Origin of the sequence: Nostoc sp. (genome assembly GCF_036917315.1) — a bacterium.
Lineage (GTDB): Bacteria > Cyanobacteriota > Cyanobacteriia > Cyanobacteriales > Nostocaceae > Nostoc.
Genome location: NZ_JBALDR010000027.1, coordinates 22,462 through 37,703, shown reverse-complemented (window position 1 = coordinate 37,703; position 15,242 = coordinate 22,462). Strand labels below are relative to the sequence as shown.

Genomic DNA, 15,242 nt, shown 5'->3' with positions numbered 1-15,242 from the left:
TGCATAGGTGGACTTTGTTTGTGTCTGATTTTTCATTTATATGACAAATTTAAAGTCCCTTGACCTGCATGTTTGTTGCATTGACCTGCATGTTTGTTGCATTGACTTGCATGTTTGTTGTATTGACCTGCATCTTTGATGTATCAAGCTGCACCTTTGTTGCATCGACTTGAGTTTGACAATTTTCAATTAATTAAGGATTAAATCATGGGAACACTTTACGTAACACAAGCCGATGCTTTTATCGGTAAAGTTGACGAACGTCTCACCGTCAAAGCTGAACAAAAAACCATCTTGGATATCCCTTTAATTAAAATAGAGGGAATTGTAGTACTAGGACGGGCTACTATTTCTCCCGCCGTCGTTAATGAACTTTTAGAACGTCATATTTGTTTAACATTTCTCACACAAAACGGACGATATTTAGGACGTTTAGAACCAGAAGCTACTAAAAATATCTTTGTTCGTAAAGCTCAATGGCAAGCTGTGGGAGAATCACAACCAGCAATACATTTAGTTAGAGGATTTGTGCGGGGTAAATTGAAAAATTACCGCCATAGCTTACTTCGCACTCAGCGAGAACATCTCGATACTGACCTGAATAATAACATCACTCGATTGGAAAACGCGATCGCACCAATCGAAAAAACTAGCAGTATTGATTCTCTCAGAGGCTTAGAAGGTGCTGGTAGTGCAGCCTATTTTGGTTGTTTTCAACAGCTAATTAAAACCCCAGAATTTCGATTTGAAGCCAGACGCCGCCGCCCACCAACCGATCCAGTTAATGCCCTACTGAGTTTTGGGTATTCATTGCTACGTCATGACGTGCAAAGTGCTTTAAATATTGTCGGTTTCGATCCCTATCTAGGATACTTACACGTCGAGCGTTATGGTAGACCTTCCCTAGCCTTAGACTTGATGGAAGAATTTCGTCCTTTAATAGTGGATGCTGTAGTGTTGTCGCTGATTAACAAGCGATCGCTAACCTTAACTGACTTTACCACCGAACCGCTCAGTGGTGCTGTGTCTTTAACCAAAGAAGGGCTGCATACATTTCTTCGCGCCTACCAACAAAAGAAACTATCGAGTTTCAAACATCCAGTGATGGGAAACAAATGCACCTACCAAGAAGCCTTTGAAATTCAAGCGAGGTTATTAAGTAAGTACCTCATGAACGAAATCGATAAATATCCTCCTTTAATTCTCAAATAACTCCCCCACTCCCATGTATATTGTTGTCAGCTACGACATTCCAGAAGATAAGCGTCGGACTAAAATCCATTCGGTTTTGAAGTCTTACGGACAATGGATGCAACTGAGTGTGTTCGAGTGCGATATCACTCTCACTCAGTATGCTAAACTGCGATCGCGTTTAGCTAAATTGATTAAACCCGACACTGACAGCGTTCGTTTTTATTTTCTCTGTGGCTGTTGTCAGCGAAAAGTCGAACGCATTGGCGGAGAACAGCCACGAGACGAAACAATTTTCTTTGCTGAGTCTCCTTCTAGCTAGGTTCCTGTATCTCAAATGCGCGGAAGGGTAGGTGTACAAATTCCACAGTCATAAAAAAGTGCTTCTATCCCAACTTCAGCAAGGCTTTCAACCCATTAGTCGCCCCTCATCCGCGCAATCTCTGAAATGCTTATCAAAATACGATTTCAGCCTTTAAATTTTCCTGGCGCTCTTTCCAAACGAATTCTCTAATGCTATGATTGCTCTGGAATCGCGCAACCGTACCTTGAAAACTAAATACAGCTTGGCTTTCAGGCTCCCGCTATTGCAATTCATCAAAATCCCTATTAGGGATTGAAACTGATGTCTAATCAACAAATTAAGAAAATCAAAGACGTATTGCAATTCATCAAAATCCCTATTAGGGATTGAAACTACACAATTAATTGCACCGGGAACTTACACCTTGAATTGCAATTCATCAAAATCCCTATTAGGGATTGAAACATTCCATGCAAAATATCTTGTACTTTTTCAGCAGAATTGCAATTCATCAAAATCCCTATTAGGGATTGAAACCAGAATCCTGAACGTAAAGAATGTACTCTGAAGAGGATTGCAATTCATCAAAATCCCTATTAGGGATTGAAACCTGACTCATTCGATTCATCAGTTGTGCTTTCTTCTATTGCAATTCATCAAAATCCCTATTAGGGATTGAAACTTGAGGATTTACCGGAGCAGTATCACCTTCCAATTATTGCAATTCATCAAAATCCCTATTAGGGATTGAAACCAACGTCCACCCCCTAATTTATCGTGTTTCTCGAAATTGCAATTCATCAAAATCCCTATTAGGGATTGAAACCCCAGTAATCACCTGGCTTGATGTCCACCAAGTAGTATTGCAATTCATCAAAATCCCTATTAGGGATTGAAACTTCCCTTACATCTTCTAGCACTGCTGACGACTTGTCGGTGGTATTGCAATTCATCAAAATCCCTATTAGGGATTGAAACAATTTCTACGTGTTGTCTTGGCTCAATGGAAACTATTGCAATTCATCAAAATCCCTATTAGGGATTGAAACCAACCTTAACACTTAACGCAGCCCCAATTTGACCAATTGCAATTCATCAAAATCCCTATTAGGGATTGAAACAGATAATCTATACAATCCCTGTGTATAAATTAATCATTGCAATTCATCAAAATCCCTATTAGGGATTGAAACATTTACTTATATAGAACTCCTATTTGATTTTTGAACAAGACTCAGTACGGATCTATCCCTTCTTTCCTGTTCCCTATTCCCTATTCCCTGTTCCCTGCCCACGCAAGTAAATTCAGGAATCAAACCGGATTTCTATAGGTGTTCGTTATTTACTGAACACCTGAAGAATTTAGTTAAGCTTCAGCAATATCTTTGTTAAGCCATCGCCTAACTGCTCAATAGATTCTTGCTGTTTCGGATCTTTTAACGTGCCATCAGCATTAAAGGCTTCATAAGCTTTGGTTACTGCTATTTGGTCGGGAAGCACCAAAACTTTGATGTTTCCCAAAATAGACCGCAGGTGAACCAATCCCCGCAAACCACCAAGAGCGCCTGGGGAAGCGCTCATAATACTAGCAACCTTCCCTGCAAAAGCAGCCAATGGTGCTTCATTTGGGGCTGGACGGGATGCCCAGTCAATGGCATTCTTCAAAACTGCTGTGAGCGAACTGTTATATTCCGGCGAAGCAATCAGCAATCCTTGATGAGAAATCAGCAAGTCTTTAAAAGTGCGGGCGTTGGCTGGTAGTCCTTCTTGAGCTTCCAAATCTTCATCAAATAGAGGTAAAGGCAAATCGCGGAGGTCTAGATAAGTCACTTCTGCGCCTGCTGCCTTAGCGCCATCTGCCGCGATTTTTACCAGTTTTTTGTTGTAAGAATCTATCCGGGTGCTGCCAGCAAAGGCGAGGATTTTCGGTGTAGATGCCATAATTCTAGGTTTAATGGGAATAATTAACCTGTTCAGCTGCATTATCCTGTTTTCAGGCGATCGCTGTTTGCTACCTTTAGATTTTCTTTACAAACTTTCTCTTATGGCGAATTGGTCAGACTCTTATCTCGGCAAGCTACGACAAGAAGTAGGCGATCGCCTACTTCTGATGTTTGGCGCACGTGTGATTATTGAAGATAATTTGGGGCGCGTTTTGCTGCAAAAACGGAGTGATTTCAAAATTTGGGGGCTACCTGGTGGCTGTCCTGAAGTAGGTGAATCTGCCGAAGAATGTTCTGCACGAGAAGTTTTTGAAGAAACTGGTTTAACGGTTAAGCGTTTTGCACCTGTGGGGTTTTCTTCCAATCCAGCCTTTGAAACTGTAACTTATCCTAATGGCGATCGCGTCCAAACCTTCATTTTGATTTTGCGAGCCGTTGAATGGTCAGGCAGCCTCGCTTGCTTAGATGGAGAATCGCTGGCGCTGGAATTCTTTGATTTGGCTGACTTACCGACGTTAATGCCAAACGATCGCCCTGTTTTGGAAAAGTTTCAAGAATACAAAAAAAGCGGCGAATTTCTGATGTTCTAAAGCATTTTTTCTAAGAATTGCTTGGCGCGATCGCACTGAGGATTTTGGAAAAACTCGCTAGGAGTAGTATCTTCTGCTAAACTTCCCCGATCGAGGAACATAATCCGATTGGCAACTTCTTTGGCAAAGCCCATTTCATGAGTAACGATCGCCATTGTCATACCTGATAGTGCTAAAGCTTTCATCACTTCCAGCACATCTTTGACCATTTCGGGATCTAGTGCAGAGGTGGGTTCATCAAACAAAATCATCTCTGGTTCCATTGCTAATGCCCGCGCGATCGCTACTCGCTGTTTCTGTCCCCCAGATAATTTGGAGGGATAGACAGACACTTTTTCTTCTAAACCTACCTTAGCAAGCAATTCTAAGCCATGTTCTTCTGCTTTTTGCTTGTTTATTCCTTTTACCTTGATGGGTGCGTAGGTGACATTTTCCAGCACATTCATGTGGGGAAACAAATTAAAATGTTGAAATACCATCACCAAATGCTGACGTACTTTAGCAATGTTTGCCTTGGGATTGGTAATTTCTTGGTCGTGAAAGTAGATTCTGCCTCTGGTGGGTTGTTCTAGCAAGTTTATGCATCTTAAAAAGGTAGACTTACCCGAACCAGAAGGGCCTAATATGGCAACCACTTCCCCTTGGTAAAACTCAGTGGAAATATCTTTGAGTACGTCAAGTTTGCCAAAGGATTTAGATAAGAATTCCGTGCGAATGACTACATTACTCACTTTCCCGTAACCTCCTTTCTAAAGCGGATGCACCCAAGGTCATACCCATTACCAAAACATAGTAGATTAACCCGGCAAATAGCAGTGGTTCAAAATAAATATATTTGTTTGCACCAACGATTTGGGCGCTGCGTAATATTTCTACCACCCCAATCGTTGACACCAGCGCGGAATCTTTGAGCAATCCGATAGTTTCATTTACCAACGCTGGGAGAATGTTCTTTAATGCTTGGGGCAAAATCACATCCCACATCATCAACCAATAGGGAACACCCATAGACATCGCCGCTTCACTTTGTCCTTTATCTACCGCTTGAATCCCACCTCTGATGGTTTCCGACATATAAGCGCCAGAATTCAGAGTAAAAGTTAGCACCCCAGCCTCCAATGCGGAAATGTCATAGCCTGTAAGCTGGGGTGTTGCGTAGTAAACTAATGCCAACTGTAATAGCAAAGGTGTGCCTCGAAAAACAGAAGTGTAGGCGTTAGCAACCCAGGTTAGCGGCTTGATGCCAAGAATTTTTAACAGAGATAGGATTGTTCCCCAGATTAACCCCAAGGTTACAGATAATAGGGTAAACAACAAAGTTAACGGGATTCCCCGCAGAATAAAGGGAATGTCGGGAAGGATTCTGGTGAAGTCGAGATTCAATCCGCCTTTGGCAGCAGTTGAGGATGCAGGGTTAGCGGTAGTGTTCTCTGAAAACCATTTGGTTACTAGTTTCGCCAATGTGCCATCGTCCTTCATTTGTTGAAGGACTTTGTTAAACGGTTCTACAAAAGAAGAACCTCTAGGAAAAGCGATCGCCGATCCACTTGCCTGCTCTGAGGGAATTGTATTAAATTCTAAATCTGGGTTAGCTTGGGCAAATCCCTTAGCGACGGTATCCTCAACAATTGCGGCATCAATTCGCCCAGATTTGATTTCCTGAACTACTTCCGGCACTCTGTTGAGTTGCTTTAGCTGAATACCCACAACTTTTTTAGCAATTTTCTGAGCATTTTGTTCTTGTATGGTTCCTAGTTGTACGCCAAGCTTTTTTCCTGATAAGTCTTGGGGTTGCTTGAGGTTGCTACCTTTAGGAGCGACAATGGTATCTTTGGCTTCGTAATAAATAATTGAAAAATCAATATTTTTTTGACGTTCTGGAGTTGGTGTCATCCCAGCCATGACAAAATCAGCACGATTTGCTTGGAGTGCAGGGATTAAGCCATTAAAATCGGATTCCATTATTTGAAGTTTAAACCCAAGTTTTTCAGCAAGGGTTTTGGCAATATCTATATCAAAGCCAACGATTTGGCGATCGCCTCCTTTCGTATCATAAAACTCATAAGGAGGATAATCTGGGGAAGTAATCAACGTCAGCGTGTCTTTCCCTAAAGGTGAGGCAGCTTTGAGAGAATTACTATGTCCGATGATGCTGACTACTAATGCTATAACTAGTATCGTTGATAGCCATACTTTTTTTTTCATGAACTTGATAATTATATAAATTCCATAGCTATCAAAAGGTTTGAGTGTAACTATAAGTTTTGTGCAGAAGCTTTTGAATCTGCATTTACTTTGTTGTTAAGACTCTTTAAAAATAGACAGGTATGGTTCATAAATAAAAGCTCGGTTACGTTTATTTCCAGTAACTTCTTCCACGATTCCTATATTACATAATTCTCTGACTAAAATGTTAGCGTTAGTGTATGATAATTGGGTAAATTCTTGAGCCATTTCTATATTAAAAACTGGCTTGTAATAGAGCTTTTCGAGTAAAGCTATAGCATTACCTGCCTTTCGATTTCCCATTCTCTCCATTACTATTTTACGATGATCTTCTTTTAAATTAACTATTTGACGAGCAACAGTGGATGCTTCCTGAGAAACTTCATATACACCTTTCAGAAAAAACTTAAGCCAGCTTTCCCAGTCCCCATTATCCCTGATAGATTGGAGATGATCGTAATATTGCAAACGGTATTTTTTGAAGTAATAAGATATATAGAGCAGAGGACGTTTTAATATATTTTTTTCACATAATAAGAGAGTAATTAGTAAGCGTCCTGTTCTTCCATTGCCGTCTTCAAAAGGATGAATTGTTTCAAACTGAGCATGAGCTAATCCAATTTTAATTAAAGCTGGCATTGGAGCAGGGTCATGTAAAAACTTCTCAAAATTACTTAAAGCTTCTTGCATATCATGGGGTGGAGGTGGAACATAAGTAGCTTCCTTTAAATTACATCTTCCCTCACCAATCCAATTTTGGCTGCGGCGAAATTCTCCTGAACCCTTTTCAGAACCTCGACCTTCTCTCAATAATTCTTTATGAATTTCACGGATCAATCGCAATGATAAAGGAAAATTATTCTCTAATCTTTCGAGTCCGTGATTAATTGCTGCAATATAGTTGACAACTTCGGTTACATCTTGCGGGTTGTCTGGTTCCACTGTACGGGATTCAAACTCAAGGACATCTATCAAAGAAGCTTGTGTTCCTTCTATCTGACTTGACAACACTGCCTCTTTACGAACATACATAAACACGAATAAGTCGGGATTAGGTAAAGCGTCTGTTGATCCATCTAAACGACCTAATGCTCTATCTGCTTGTGATAAAAGTTCTAACATTTCATCATCAATACATAATTTGGGTATAGGCGGTAAAGGATTAGGTATAAAAGCTTTGTATCCAGTAAGCTGTTCTATGTATCTACCTGCTCTATCGGTATCAATCATATTATCGATTTCATTCACAAGAGACAATTTTTCATTCATGTTATCAAATGCGCTTAGTATCAACAATAAGAATTTTTTTGTGTTTATCTATGATATAATTAAACACTTAATATATTTAAACAAACAGCAAGTAAACTGCATGTTCTTTTTGCCTTAGTTCCCTGAGCGGTCAAAACACTTGCTATACTTATGTAGATATCAGTAATTACTGTAGTAAATGAAACATGAATGTTGGATCAATGTTTCATCTGTTTTAGTTTTAAATCTGTTACAAATCAAAGAAAGTTAAACCTAAATAGGGATAGAATACGAAATATTCCATCCCTACTTCATTTTTTGATTAACTAACTCTATAAGAATTTGACCTTTTAACTTTCATCAAATACACTTATCCTGCTTTACGCATATAATGCTAAAAACCAGAGTTTTGGTGAGGAACTGAAAGACTCTGGTGAAGACAAACTTTCCTTTCCATCCGCTGCTTTCCAGATGCTATCAAAAGTCAAGGAAAGTCAAATTAAACCTTTAATTTGGTCGTCTCCAGTAACTTGACGCTGGCATAAATAGCATCAATATAAGGTGTGGGAATTTGAGTAAGTTTTCCCAATTCCGCCACCGCGCCAACAATAGCGTCTATCTCCGTGGCGCGTCCGGCTTCAATATCTTGTAACATCGAGGTTTTATGGGCACCCACATTTTCTGCCCCATTAATTCGCTGTTCTAAAGTAATGCCAAACTTTATACCTAAGTTTTCTGCGATCGCTTGAGTTTCAGTCATCATTTGTCGCGCTAGTTCGCGGGTGAGGGGATAGCGACAAATATCTTCTAGAGTCGCACCAGTTAGGGCACTGATCGGATTAAACGCCACATTTCCCCACAACTTGATCCAAATTTCCGTGCGGATTTGATTGCGGATTGGGGCTTTGAATCCTGCTTGTTTTAAAGTTTGTGCCAATAATTGGATGCGATCGCTTTTACTCTCATCAATTTCACCAAGAGTAAAGCGATCGCCTTCAATATGCTTAATCACACCTGGTTCAATTATCTCAGTTGCTGGGTAAACCACACAACCAATAGCGCGTTCAGCACCGATACTAGCTTCAATAATCCCATCGGGGTCAACAGATTGAATCCGCGTACCTTCATACTCACCGCCATGCTGACGAAAGTACCACCAAGGAACGCCATTTTGGGCTGTCACCACCATCGTGTGAGGATTGTAGAGTGTAGGGAGAGAGGGTGCGATCGCGGCTACACTGTGAGCCTTCACAGTTAAAATTACTACATCCTGTGTCCCTGCTGACTGAATATCATTCGTTGCCATCGGAGTAACAATTTGGCTGGAACCGTCTGCCATAAGTAACTTCAGCCCATTTTTTTTAATTGCCTCCAAATGAGAACCACGCGCAATTAGTGTCACCTCTTCACCTGCTAGTGCCAATTTCGCCCCTAAATATCCACCAATTGCACCCGCGCCAACAATACAGATTTTCATTTTTTCAAAAGAATTATATAAGTCGTGGAAGACGGTATCCAGTCGCTTTTACCCTCAGTAAAAAGCCTACGGTGTACACACAAGCCGAATTACCCCCTTTAATCCCCTTATAAAGGGGGGAAATAGGAAATCTAGTTCCCTCCCCTTTATAAGAGGAGGGTTAGGGTGGGGTAAAAACTTGGGTTAATCAGCTATTTCAGACTTGTGTGTACACCGTAGCAGTAAAAAGCGGGGTGAGATTTGTAGAAAGTGGTATTATCTGAATTAATTATTTATCAATGTTTGCGGTACTGTACTTCGTGGTTGAATTCATCTTGGTTAGACTCAATATTTTGAAAAAATGTCGCTCTGACAAATTCCAAATTATGTAGTAAGGCAATAGAACGGTGATTTTCTACATCAACGTCAGCGCGGAAATTAAGATTTTGGTATGTCTCAACTAAATAATTAATCATACACTTCACGGCTTCGATCGCATAACCTTGTCCCCAGAAATTAGGGAAAAACACATATCCAAGCATTGCACTATTATCTATAGTAATTGTTGCTTGAACATATCCAACGTAGTATTTCTCTACAAGAGACCAGACAGCCCAGTTTAACCAAATCTCCGTTCCATCTGGTGATTGACGACGTGCCAAAACCATGTAGCGATCGCGAAGTGATTGAACGCTTTGTGGCGGCATATCTTCAATAAACTTGTATATACTCGCACTCTGTAATCCATCAAAAAGCAGTTCGGCATGATATGGTTCTAGTGGTTCTAAACAGAGTCGTGGAGAGTATATTTTCATTAGCGATCTAGACCGAATACCTTGGACTAACTCATCTTTAACATCAACCTGTAGATGCAACATTACTTGATATTGATTACCCCTCAAATAGTTAGACTTTGCATTGCTTCTAATAAATCTTGATGAACAGATTTTGAGGCAGCTACGATCAATCCAGGCATACTATAGTTTTGACAAGTATGCAGTGGCGGTAAAGTCGAACCGTCCAGAGTAGTTACAATCCAGCCAGCCTCTTTTGCAATAAAAGCGAGTGCAGCACTATCAAGAAATTTGCCCGATTTGATAACTGCTCCACTCAAATCACCAGTGAGAATACCATTGAGATTGGGAATTTGAATATCACTAGAGTAATCATTCGCTATATCGATTACTTTATATCGATCTTTTAATAAATGTGCGATGGAATTCATTCCCCATCCCAATAAAATAGAAGGTTTGGCGGATGTTATATCTAATGGGGCACAGGCTTCTAAGTTCATCTCCAGCGTGCCTTTAAAAGCACCTTCACCTCGAAGGGCGTAAAAATAAATGTTTTGGGCAGGAGAAATCGCAATTACTGCTTCAAAGTCATCCGTATTTAGAATACTGAGAATAATTTGGTAATTAGAATGTCCATCCATATAAAACTTAGTGCCATCAATCGGGTCGAGTGTGACTAAGTAATCACCTTCTGAACCGAGTTCGGTAGCGCGAAAATATTTGGTATTATTAGAACTTTCATATTCTTCACCATAAAAGCGAATATCTGGGAAAGTGCCTAGTAATACTACTTCTACCAGATTTTGAATAGCCACATCTGCGTCAGTAAGGGCGGCACTAAAAAAGTTGTTTGCTTGTTCTTTGGCAGGAAGTGCAGCAATTTTTGGTTGTAGAAAATTGGCATAGGCTGCTGCTACTTTGAGATGGGGGAGTAAAGTCTCTAAAATTAATCGAGTAGTTGGTTTTGTGGACATTGCAGCAAACTCCTTTTAGAAATAATCTACCGTCCGCAGGGCGATAGAATTCTATATCTAGACAAAATTACGGTATCATTTTGATGCAATGATACCACCGTTGCTATATTACTTTAATCTGTGTGTCTCCAAGAGCCTATAGAGAAATCGCAAGTTTTCTCGTAAATTTAAGGGTTTAAGACCGAACGTCAACACTTGTCAACACTTAGTACAGCATTTCATTAATTCATAGCGAATTAAATTTGGCAATACTCTACAATGCCAATGCATTGGCTTGCATTGTGAATGCGTTGGCTTGCATTGTGAATGCGTTGGCTTGCATTGTGAATGCATTGGCTTGCATTGTGAATGCGTTGGCTTGCATCGTGAATGCATCGGCTTGCATACAAAACGCTACGCTTTTACGCAAAACTGTACTTAGCTAAAGTTACCCTTACAGGTAAGCAAGCTACCATCGGGCTTTAAATTCCCATCTGAAACTCTCTTTTTTACAAGACGCTACGCGTAGCTTGCTTACCTGTAAGGGTATAATTTTGAATTTTGATGGTTTTAGGAAACTTTTTCGAGCTTCTTCTGAGTAAATTTGGATAGATTGTGGCGTTTGAGTAATGAAGGTGCGCCAACAAGAGTACCAAGAATGAGTAGGCTAAGGATAGAAGTGGGTTCAGGAACAGCGACTATGGTTGCAGAAAAACTAATAGGTAACTCACTATCTTCCAATCCTAAATTTTCAAAATCTGGTATGATTGGCGGCGCAGAAAATACCTCTAAATAACCTGGTGTCGGCAAAAAACTCGCGAAAAATGGACTAGAATAGTTTCCTCCCGAAGTGGAGTACCCAAAACCATCACCTGTTAACTGCTGAGTATTAAGACTAATTAAATTATCAACATCAAAAGGTTCGTTTCCTGGTATTGGAGTCCCAGCGGGTTGCAGACCGGTTATTGTTTCACCATTTCGCGTACCAGTAATTCCAGTAATTGAGTAAAAACCCAAATCGTTAGGAGTGTCATTAGTGGTGAAAGTACCGTTCGCCGCTATGCCAGTACCAGAATAATTCCAATTCCAACTTAAAGCAGAAGCGGCTGGCATTGTCCCGAAAACTAATCCAGATGTGGTGGCGAGGGCTATGGCAGATAGAGCTAGATTTTTCATGGAAGTCGTTACTGCGATCGCGGATCTTGTAGAAGGCTCCCGTGTATTATACGGAATTAGGAAAGATAGTACGATCGATCTTGGCTATTTACCTAGCAGCGAGCTGATAACCACGCCAAAGCAGCATCAACATTATTAACCTGCTCCCCTGGCGGTACGGCTGGACGATTTACCATCACAACCTTTACGCCCAGTTCTCGCGCGGCAATCATCTTGGGCTTTGTCGCATCGCCACCGCTATTTTTGCTGACGATGGTATCAATGTTATTCTCAATCAGAATTTGTTTTTCATTATTGAGGGTAAAAGGCCCGCGATCGCACAATATCATCCCCGGCGGTACTAAAGCATCTTCGCCAGGAGGGTCAATCATCCGCATCAAAAACCAAATTTTCTCCAAATGAGCAAAAGCGGCGAGTTCTTGTCTGCCAACTGTCAAAAACACTCGCTGTGCCTGATTTTGCAGGGCTGTTGCTGCGGCTTCAACATTATCAACTTCAATCCAGCGATCGCCACTTACTTTTTCCCAAGGCGGACGGATTAACATCAGACGGGGGACTCCAACTTCCGTTGCCGCATCTGCCGCATTCAAGGAAATCTGACTAGCGAAAGGATGGGTTGCATCAATTAATAAGTCGATTTGCATGACTCGCAGATAGCTAGCCAATCCAGCCACACCCCCGAAGCCTCCAACCCGTAAATCGCCCAGCGGTATTGACGGTTCGCGGGTGCGGCCAGCTAGAGAAGTGATTACTTCTAACCCTTGGATAGTCGTAACTTTGGCAGCTAATTCTGCTGCATCACCCGTCCCACCCAAAATCAAAACGCGCATCATTAGATATCTTGTAAAAGTCCCTAACATCCCACCCCTTAATCTCCTCCCCAAAGCATCGCTATGGTAGGTGTACACACAAGTCGAATTACCCCCCTTAATCCCCCCGATATATTGGGGGGAAACAGGAAATTCAGTTCCCTCCCCTTTATAAGGGGAGGGTTAGGGAGGGGTAAAACTTACGCTTAAACCCATAATGATTAAACTGTTTCAGACTTGTGTGTACACCGCAAAGCATCGGGATGGGGTTCAAATTTTGTGATTTATGCAAGAGGTCTATTGAGATAAAGGCGGAATCTTTGCTAAAATGCCCTTTTTCATTGCTTCTGGACGCTCTGACCAAGGCAGTAAACCATCTGCTTTAGCATAGTATTGACTAGCACATTCCAGTACCGCAGAGGCACTGCCATCAACAGCTAAATCACCAAATAAATATGTTAATTTGCCTTTGGCAGCAAAGGCGACTACACAAGAACGATTACAAGCACTCATGCATTCAACTTCCTGAATCGGGAATCGATCTCGTAACTCCCAATCTTGTGCCAGCTGCTGAAGTTGGTGTAGAAGTTTTTCACCACCACTTTCACCTAAGCGTTTTCCATTTTGCCAAACACTGGCACAGGTTTTGCAAACGAATAAAGTATGTTCGGCAACTTCCATTGAACTGGTTGGGGAAATATTTACAGTCGTAGTCATCTGTACCTCGCAGATATGTGAAACTAATAAATCTATTTCGGCGGGCATCCTGACTCACTCAATTTGAGATTTTCGATTTAGTTTCTGAATCTCAAATTGGTTCACAGTTGCGGGACAGCGCCGGATTTGCACCGAACTTTCCCCGTTACCTCTGGTAGCTGACTCCCACCAGAACCGAATCACCTTATCGATCGTACACTAGGGTTATCGGAGAATACGAAACAATAGGTTTTTTGTCAACTATCAAACTGGACGGCAACCAGATAAAATACTGTGCATATTTACTACTTGTCCAATAACTGCGATCGCAGGCGCACTAAATCCAGTTTCCTCTACCTGTGTGACTATTGTTTCCAGTGTCCCAATTAATTCTTCTTGTTCTGGCCGCGTACCCCAGCGCACCAAAGCAATAGGGGTTTCTAAATTCAACCCAGCTGTAATTAATTCTTCCACAATATAAGGCAGATTGTGAATTCCCATATAAATTACAATGGTTTCGGAACCGTGAGCGATCGCACTCCAATTCACTATCGGTCTATACTTACCCGCCGCTTCATGACCAGTTACAAATGTGACTGACGAACTATACAGCCGATGCGTCAACGGAATACCCGAATATGCTGCTGCTGCAATTCCCGATGTGATACCGGGCACTACTTCCGTTGATATTCCAGCTTTGACTAATTCTTCCATCTCTTCGCCACCGCGACCAAAAATAAAGGGATCGCCACCCTTGAGTCGCACTACAATTGCATTATCCTGCGCTTTATCAATCAGCAATTGAGTTGTTTCTGACTGCAACAACGAATGTCTCCCCGCACGTTTACCAGCATTAATTTGCTCGGCTTGGGGATTAATCATTGCCAAAATGGCCGGACTCACCAAGGCATCATAGATAACTACATCTGCACATTCCAACAAACCTTTTGCCTTCAGGGTAATTAATCCTGGATCTCCTGGCCCCGCACCTACTAAATAAACCTTTCCCAAATACTTGTTCTCCTGCTTTTCTGTGCGGTTCATCTCTCTGTTAAATCCCAAATTAGCTCGGCTAATTCTGCACTTGCTCCCAGTGGCTCTGCCAAGTGGAAATTCACCGCAGAAAATTGTAATTTTAGCTCTTCTATTGAGGTGGCGATCGCATCGGTTATTCCACCAGCGAATAAAAAGTATGGCAAAATTGCAATTTCCCGATAACCAGCATCTACCAATTCTTTCACCCGTGATTCTAAACTAGGAGGCCCAGCCCAATAAGCAGTCACGGCTCCCAAACTCGCCGCCATTGCTTCCACACTTTCTTGCGAACCTGGGCGACGGCTACCATGAGCTAAGAGAATCCATGCTTCTGCTTTTATAGCAGCTATTTGCTTTGTCAGCAATTTCTCTAAATTAGGGTGAGAGCCTAAATATGGTTGCAACTCAATGATGATATCTTGACCAGCAGCCTGTTGTGCGAGTGCTACTTCGGCGGGAATATCTGTCATCACATGCACTCCCGGCAGTAGAAATAGCGGTACAATTTTGAGACGATTCTCATTTTGAGACTGTGTGTAATCGCCAAAAGCGCTTTTAGCAAATTGTTGAATCTGCTCGTGTAAAGGTTGAGGACTCATTTCTAAAGCGGCGATGCCAACCAAATGTTCGCTTGACAATTTCTGACATACCAGCCTAGCTAGTTGCTGCATAGCAATTTCTGGGCGCGGGTCGCGGCTTCCGTGAGATAGTAGTAGATAGGCAGATGACATCGGTAAAGCTTGAATTCTTAGTTACTATTCTTATTTAAGATTAAGCTGGGGATAATAAGTACTCTGGTAATTATTGAAACTATTATTAAT

Annotated in this window: 15 protein-coding genes, 1 CRISPR repeat array and 1 riboswitch; of the genes, 3 read left to right on the top strand and 12 right to left on the bottom strand. The window is 41.5% G+C overall.

Annotated elements, in window-relative coordinates:
• The first annotated feature begins 207 nt into the window (after positions 1-207).
• Together cas1d and cas2 are read left to right on the top strand one after the other, a co-directional pair.
• On the top strand, positions 208-1,212 hold the full coding sequence (gene cas1d, locus V7K84_RS12180; protein WP_334838332.1) for a type I-D CRISPR-associated endonuclease Cas1d: 1,005 nt from the start codon (positions 208-210) through the stop codon (positions 1,210-1,212).
• Between the two features lie 13 nt (positions 1,213-1,225).
• On the top strand, positions 1,226-1,513 hold the full coding sequence (gene cas2, locus V7K84_RS12175) for a CRISPR-associated endonuclease Cas2 (RefSeq protein WP_322666482.1): 288 nt from the start codon (positions 1,226-1,228) through the stop codon (positions 1,511-1,513).
• Positions 1,514-1,777: 264 nt separating this feature from the next.
• A CRISPR array of direct repeats spans positions 1,778-2,688; the repeat unit is 37 nt; unit sequence ATTGCAATTCATCAAAATCCCTATTAGGGATTGAAAC.
• Between the two features lie 169 nt (positions 2,689-2,857).
• Here the strand turns inward: cas2 and V7K84_RS12170 are convergent.
• Complete coding sequence (locus V7K84_RS12170) at positions 2,858-3,436, bottom strand: NADPH-dependent FMN reductase (RefSeq protein ID WP_334838330.1); 579 nt, start codon at positions 3,434-3,436, stop codon at positions 2,858-2,860.
• Positions 3,437-3,449: 13 nt separating this feature from the next.
• Here V7K84_RS12170 and V7K84_RS12165 point away from each other — a divergent pair, with 13 nt between their 5' ends.
• Positions 3,450-4,028, top strand: coding sequence for an NUDIX hydrolase (locus tag V7K84_RS12165; RefSeq protein WP_334838329.1), 579 nt, complete (start codon positions 3,450-3,452; stop codon positions 4,026-4,028).
• Here the strand turns inward: V7K84_RS12165 and V7K84_RS12160 are convergent.
• From V7K84_RS12160 to V7K84_RS12110, 11 genes are all read right to left on the bottom strand, one after another.
• Positions 4,025-4,759: an amino acid ABC transporter ATP-binding protein gene (locus tag V7K84_RS12160; RefSeq protein ID WP_334838327.1), complete on the bottom strand. Its 735-nt coding sequence runs from the start codon at positions 4,757-4,759 to the stop codon at positions 4,025-4,027. The two genes, V7K84_RS12165 and V7K84_RS12160, sit on opposite strands and share 4 nt — an antisense overlap.
• A complete protein-coding gene (locus V7K84_RS12155; protein WP_334838326.1) occupies positions 4,752-6,233 on the bottom strand; it encodes an ABC transporter permease subunit in 1,482 nt (493 codons plus the stop codon). The genes V7K84_RS12160 and V7K84_RS12155 overlap by 8 nt, the downstream gene beginning before the upstream one ends.
• A 96-nt stretch (positions 6,234-6,329) precedes the next feature.
• The gene (locus tag V7K84_RS12150; RefSeq protein ID WP_334838324.1) at positions 6,330-7,523 is read right to left on the bottom strand and encodes a Fic family protein; all 1,194 of its coding nucleotides are present in this window, start codon (positions 7,521-7,523) and stop codon (positions 6,330-6,332) included.
• A gap of 478 nt (positions 7,524-8,001) precedes the next feature.
• Complete coding sequence (locus tag V7K84_RS12145) at positions 8,002-8,979, bottom strand: 2-dehydropantoate 2-reductase (RefSeq protein WP_334838323.1); 978 nt, start codon at positions 8,977-8,979, stop codon at positions 8,002-8,004.
• Between the two features lie 275 nt (positions 8,980-9,254).
• On the bottom strand, positions 9,255-9,836 hold the full coding sequence (locus V7K84_RS12140; protein ID WP_334838322.1) for a GNAT family N-acetyltransferase: 582 nt from the start codon (positions 9,834-9,836) through the stop codon (positions 9,255-9,257).
• A 20-nt stretch (positions 9,837-9,856) separates the two neighbouring features.
• Positions 9,857-10,726: an inositol monophosphatase family protein gene (locus V7K84_RS12135; protein WP_334838321.1), complete on the bottom strand. Its 870-nt coding sequence runs from the start codon at positions 10,724-10,726 to the stop codon at positions 9,857-9,859.
• Between the two features lie 549 nt (positions 10,727-11,275).
• On the bottom strand, positions 11,276-11,881 hold the full coding sequence (locus tag V7K84_RS12130) for a PEP-CTERM sorting domain-containing protein (protein WP_334838319.1): 606 nt from the start codon (positions 11,879-11,881) through the stop codon (positions 11,276-11,278).
• A gap of 92 nt (positions 11,882-11,973) precedes the next feature.
• Positions 11,974-12,711, bottom strand: a complete 738-nt coding sequence (locus V7K84_RS12125) for a cobalt-precorrin-6A reductase (RefSeq protein WP_334838429.1) — start codon at positions 12,709-12,711, stop codon at positions 11,974-11,976.
• Positions 12,712-12,987: 276 nt separating this feature from the next.
• Positions 12,988-13,407 carry a DUF1636 domain-containing protein gene (locus V7K84_RS12120; RefSeq protein WP_334838318.1) on the bottom strand — a complete coding sequence of 140 codons (420 nt, stop codon included), beginning with the start codon at positions 13,405-13,407 and terminating at the stop codon, positions 12,988-12,990.
• Positions 13,408-13,429: 22 nt separating this feature from the next.
• A riboswitch (cobalamin riboswitch) is annotated at positions 13,430-13,601 on the bottom strand.
• Positions 13,602-13,650: 49 nt separating this feature from the next.
• Entirely contained in the window at positions 13,651-14,430 is a 780-nt protein-coding gene (gene cobA, locus V7K84_RS12115; protein ID WP_334838317.1) for a uroporphyrinogen-III C-methyltransferase, read from the bottom strand.
• Positions 14,427-15,152, bottom strand: coding sequence for a sirohydrochlorin chelatase (locus tag V7K84_RS12110; protein ID WP_334838316.1), 726 nt, complete (start codon positions 15,150-15,152; stop codon positions 14,427-14,429). The genes cobA and V7K84_RS12110 overlap by 4 nt, the downstream gene beginning before the upstream one ends.
• Between the last annotated feature and the right edge of the window lie 90 nt (positions 15,153-15,242).

Coding starts and splice junctions, on each gene's coding strand:
- cas1d (WP_334838332.1), top strand. CDS start 208: ATGGGAACACTTTACGTAACACAAGCCGATGCTTTTATCGGTAAAGTT.
- cas2 (WP_322666482.1), top strand. CDS start 1,226: ATGTATATTGTTGTCAGCTACGACATTCCAGAAGATAAGCGTCGGACT.
- V7K84_RS12170 (WP_334838330.1), bottom strand. CDS start 3,436: ATGGCATCTACACCGAAAATCCTCGCCTTTGCTGGCAGCACCCGGATA.
- V7K84_RS12165 (WP_334838329.1), top strand. CDS start 3,450: ATGGGAATAATTAACCTGTTCAGCTGCATTATCCTGTTTTCAGGCGAT.
- V7K84_RS12155 (WP_334838326.1), bottom strand. CDS start 6,233: ATGAAAAAAAAAGTATGGCTATCAACGATACTAGTTATAGCATTAGTA.
- V7K84_RS12150 (WP_334838324.1), bottom strand. CDS start 7,523: ATGAATGAAAAATTGTCTCTTGTGAATGAAATCGATAATATGATTGAT.
- V7K84_RS12145 (WP_334838323.1), bottom strand. CDS start 8,979: ATGAAAATCTGTATTGTTGGCGCGGGTGCAATTGGTGGATATTTAGGG.
- V7K84_RS12140 (WP_334838322.1), bottom strand. CDS start 9,836: ATGTTGCATCTACAGGTTGATGTTAAAGATGAGTTAGTCCAAGGTATT.
- V7K84_RS12135 (WP_334838321.1), bottom strand. CDS start 10,726: ATGTCCACAAAACCAACTACTCGATTAATTTTAGAGACTTTACTCCCC.
- V7K84_RS12130 (WP_334838319.1), bottom strand. CDS start 11,881: ATGAAAAATCTAGCTCTATCTGCCATAGCCCTCGCCACCACATCTGGA.
- V7K84_RS12125 (WP_334838429.1), bottom strand. CDS start 12,711: ATGCGCGTTTTGATTTTGGGTGGGACGGGTGATGCAGCAGAATTAGCT.
- V7K84_RS12120 (WP_334838318.1), bottom strand. CDS start 13,407: ATGACTACGACTGTAAATATTTCCCCAACCAGTTCAATGGAAGTTGCC.
- cobA (WP_334838317.1), bottom strand. CDS start 14,430: ATGAACCGCACAGAAAAGCAGGAGAACAAGTATTTGGGAAAGGTTTAT.
- V7K84_RS12110 (WP_334838316.1), bottom strand. CDS start 15,152: ATGTCATCTGCCTATCTACTACTATCTCACGGAAGCCGCGACCCGCGC.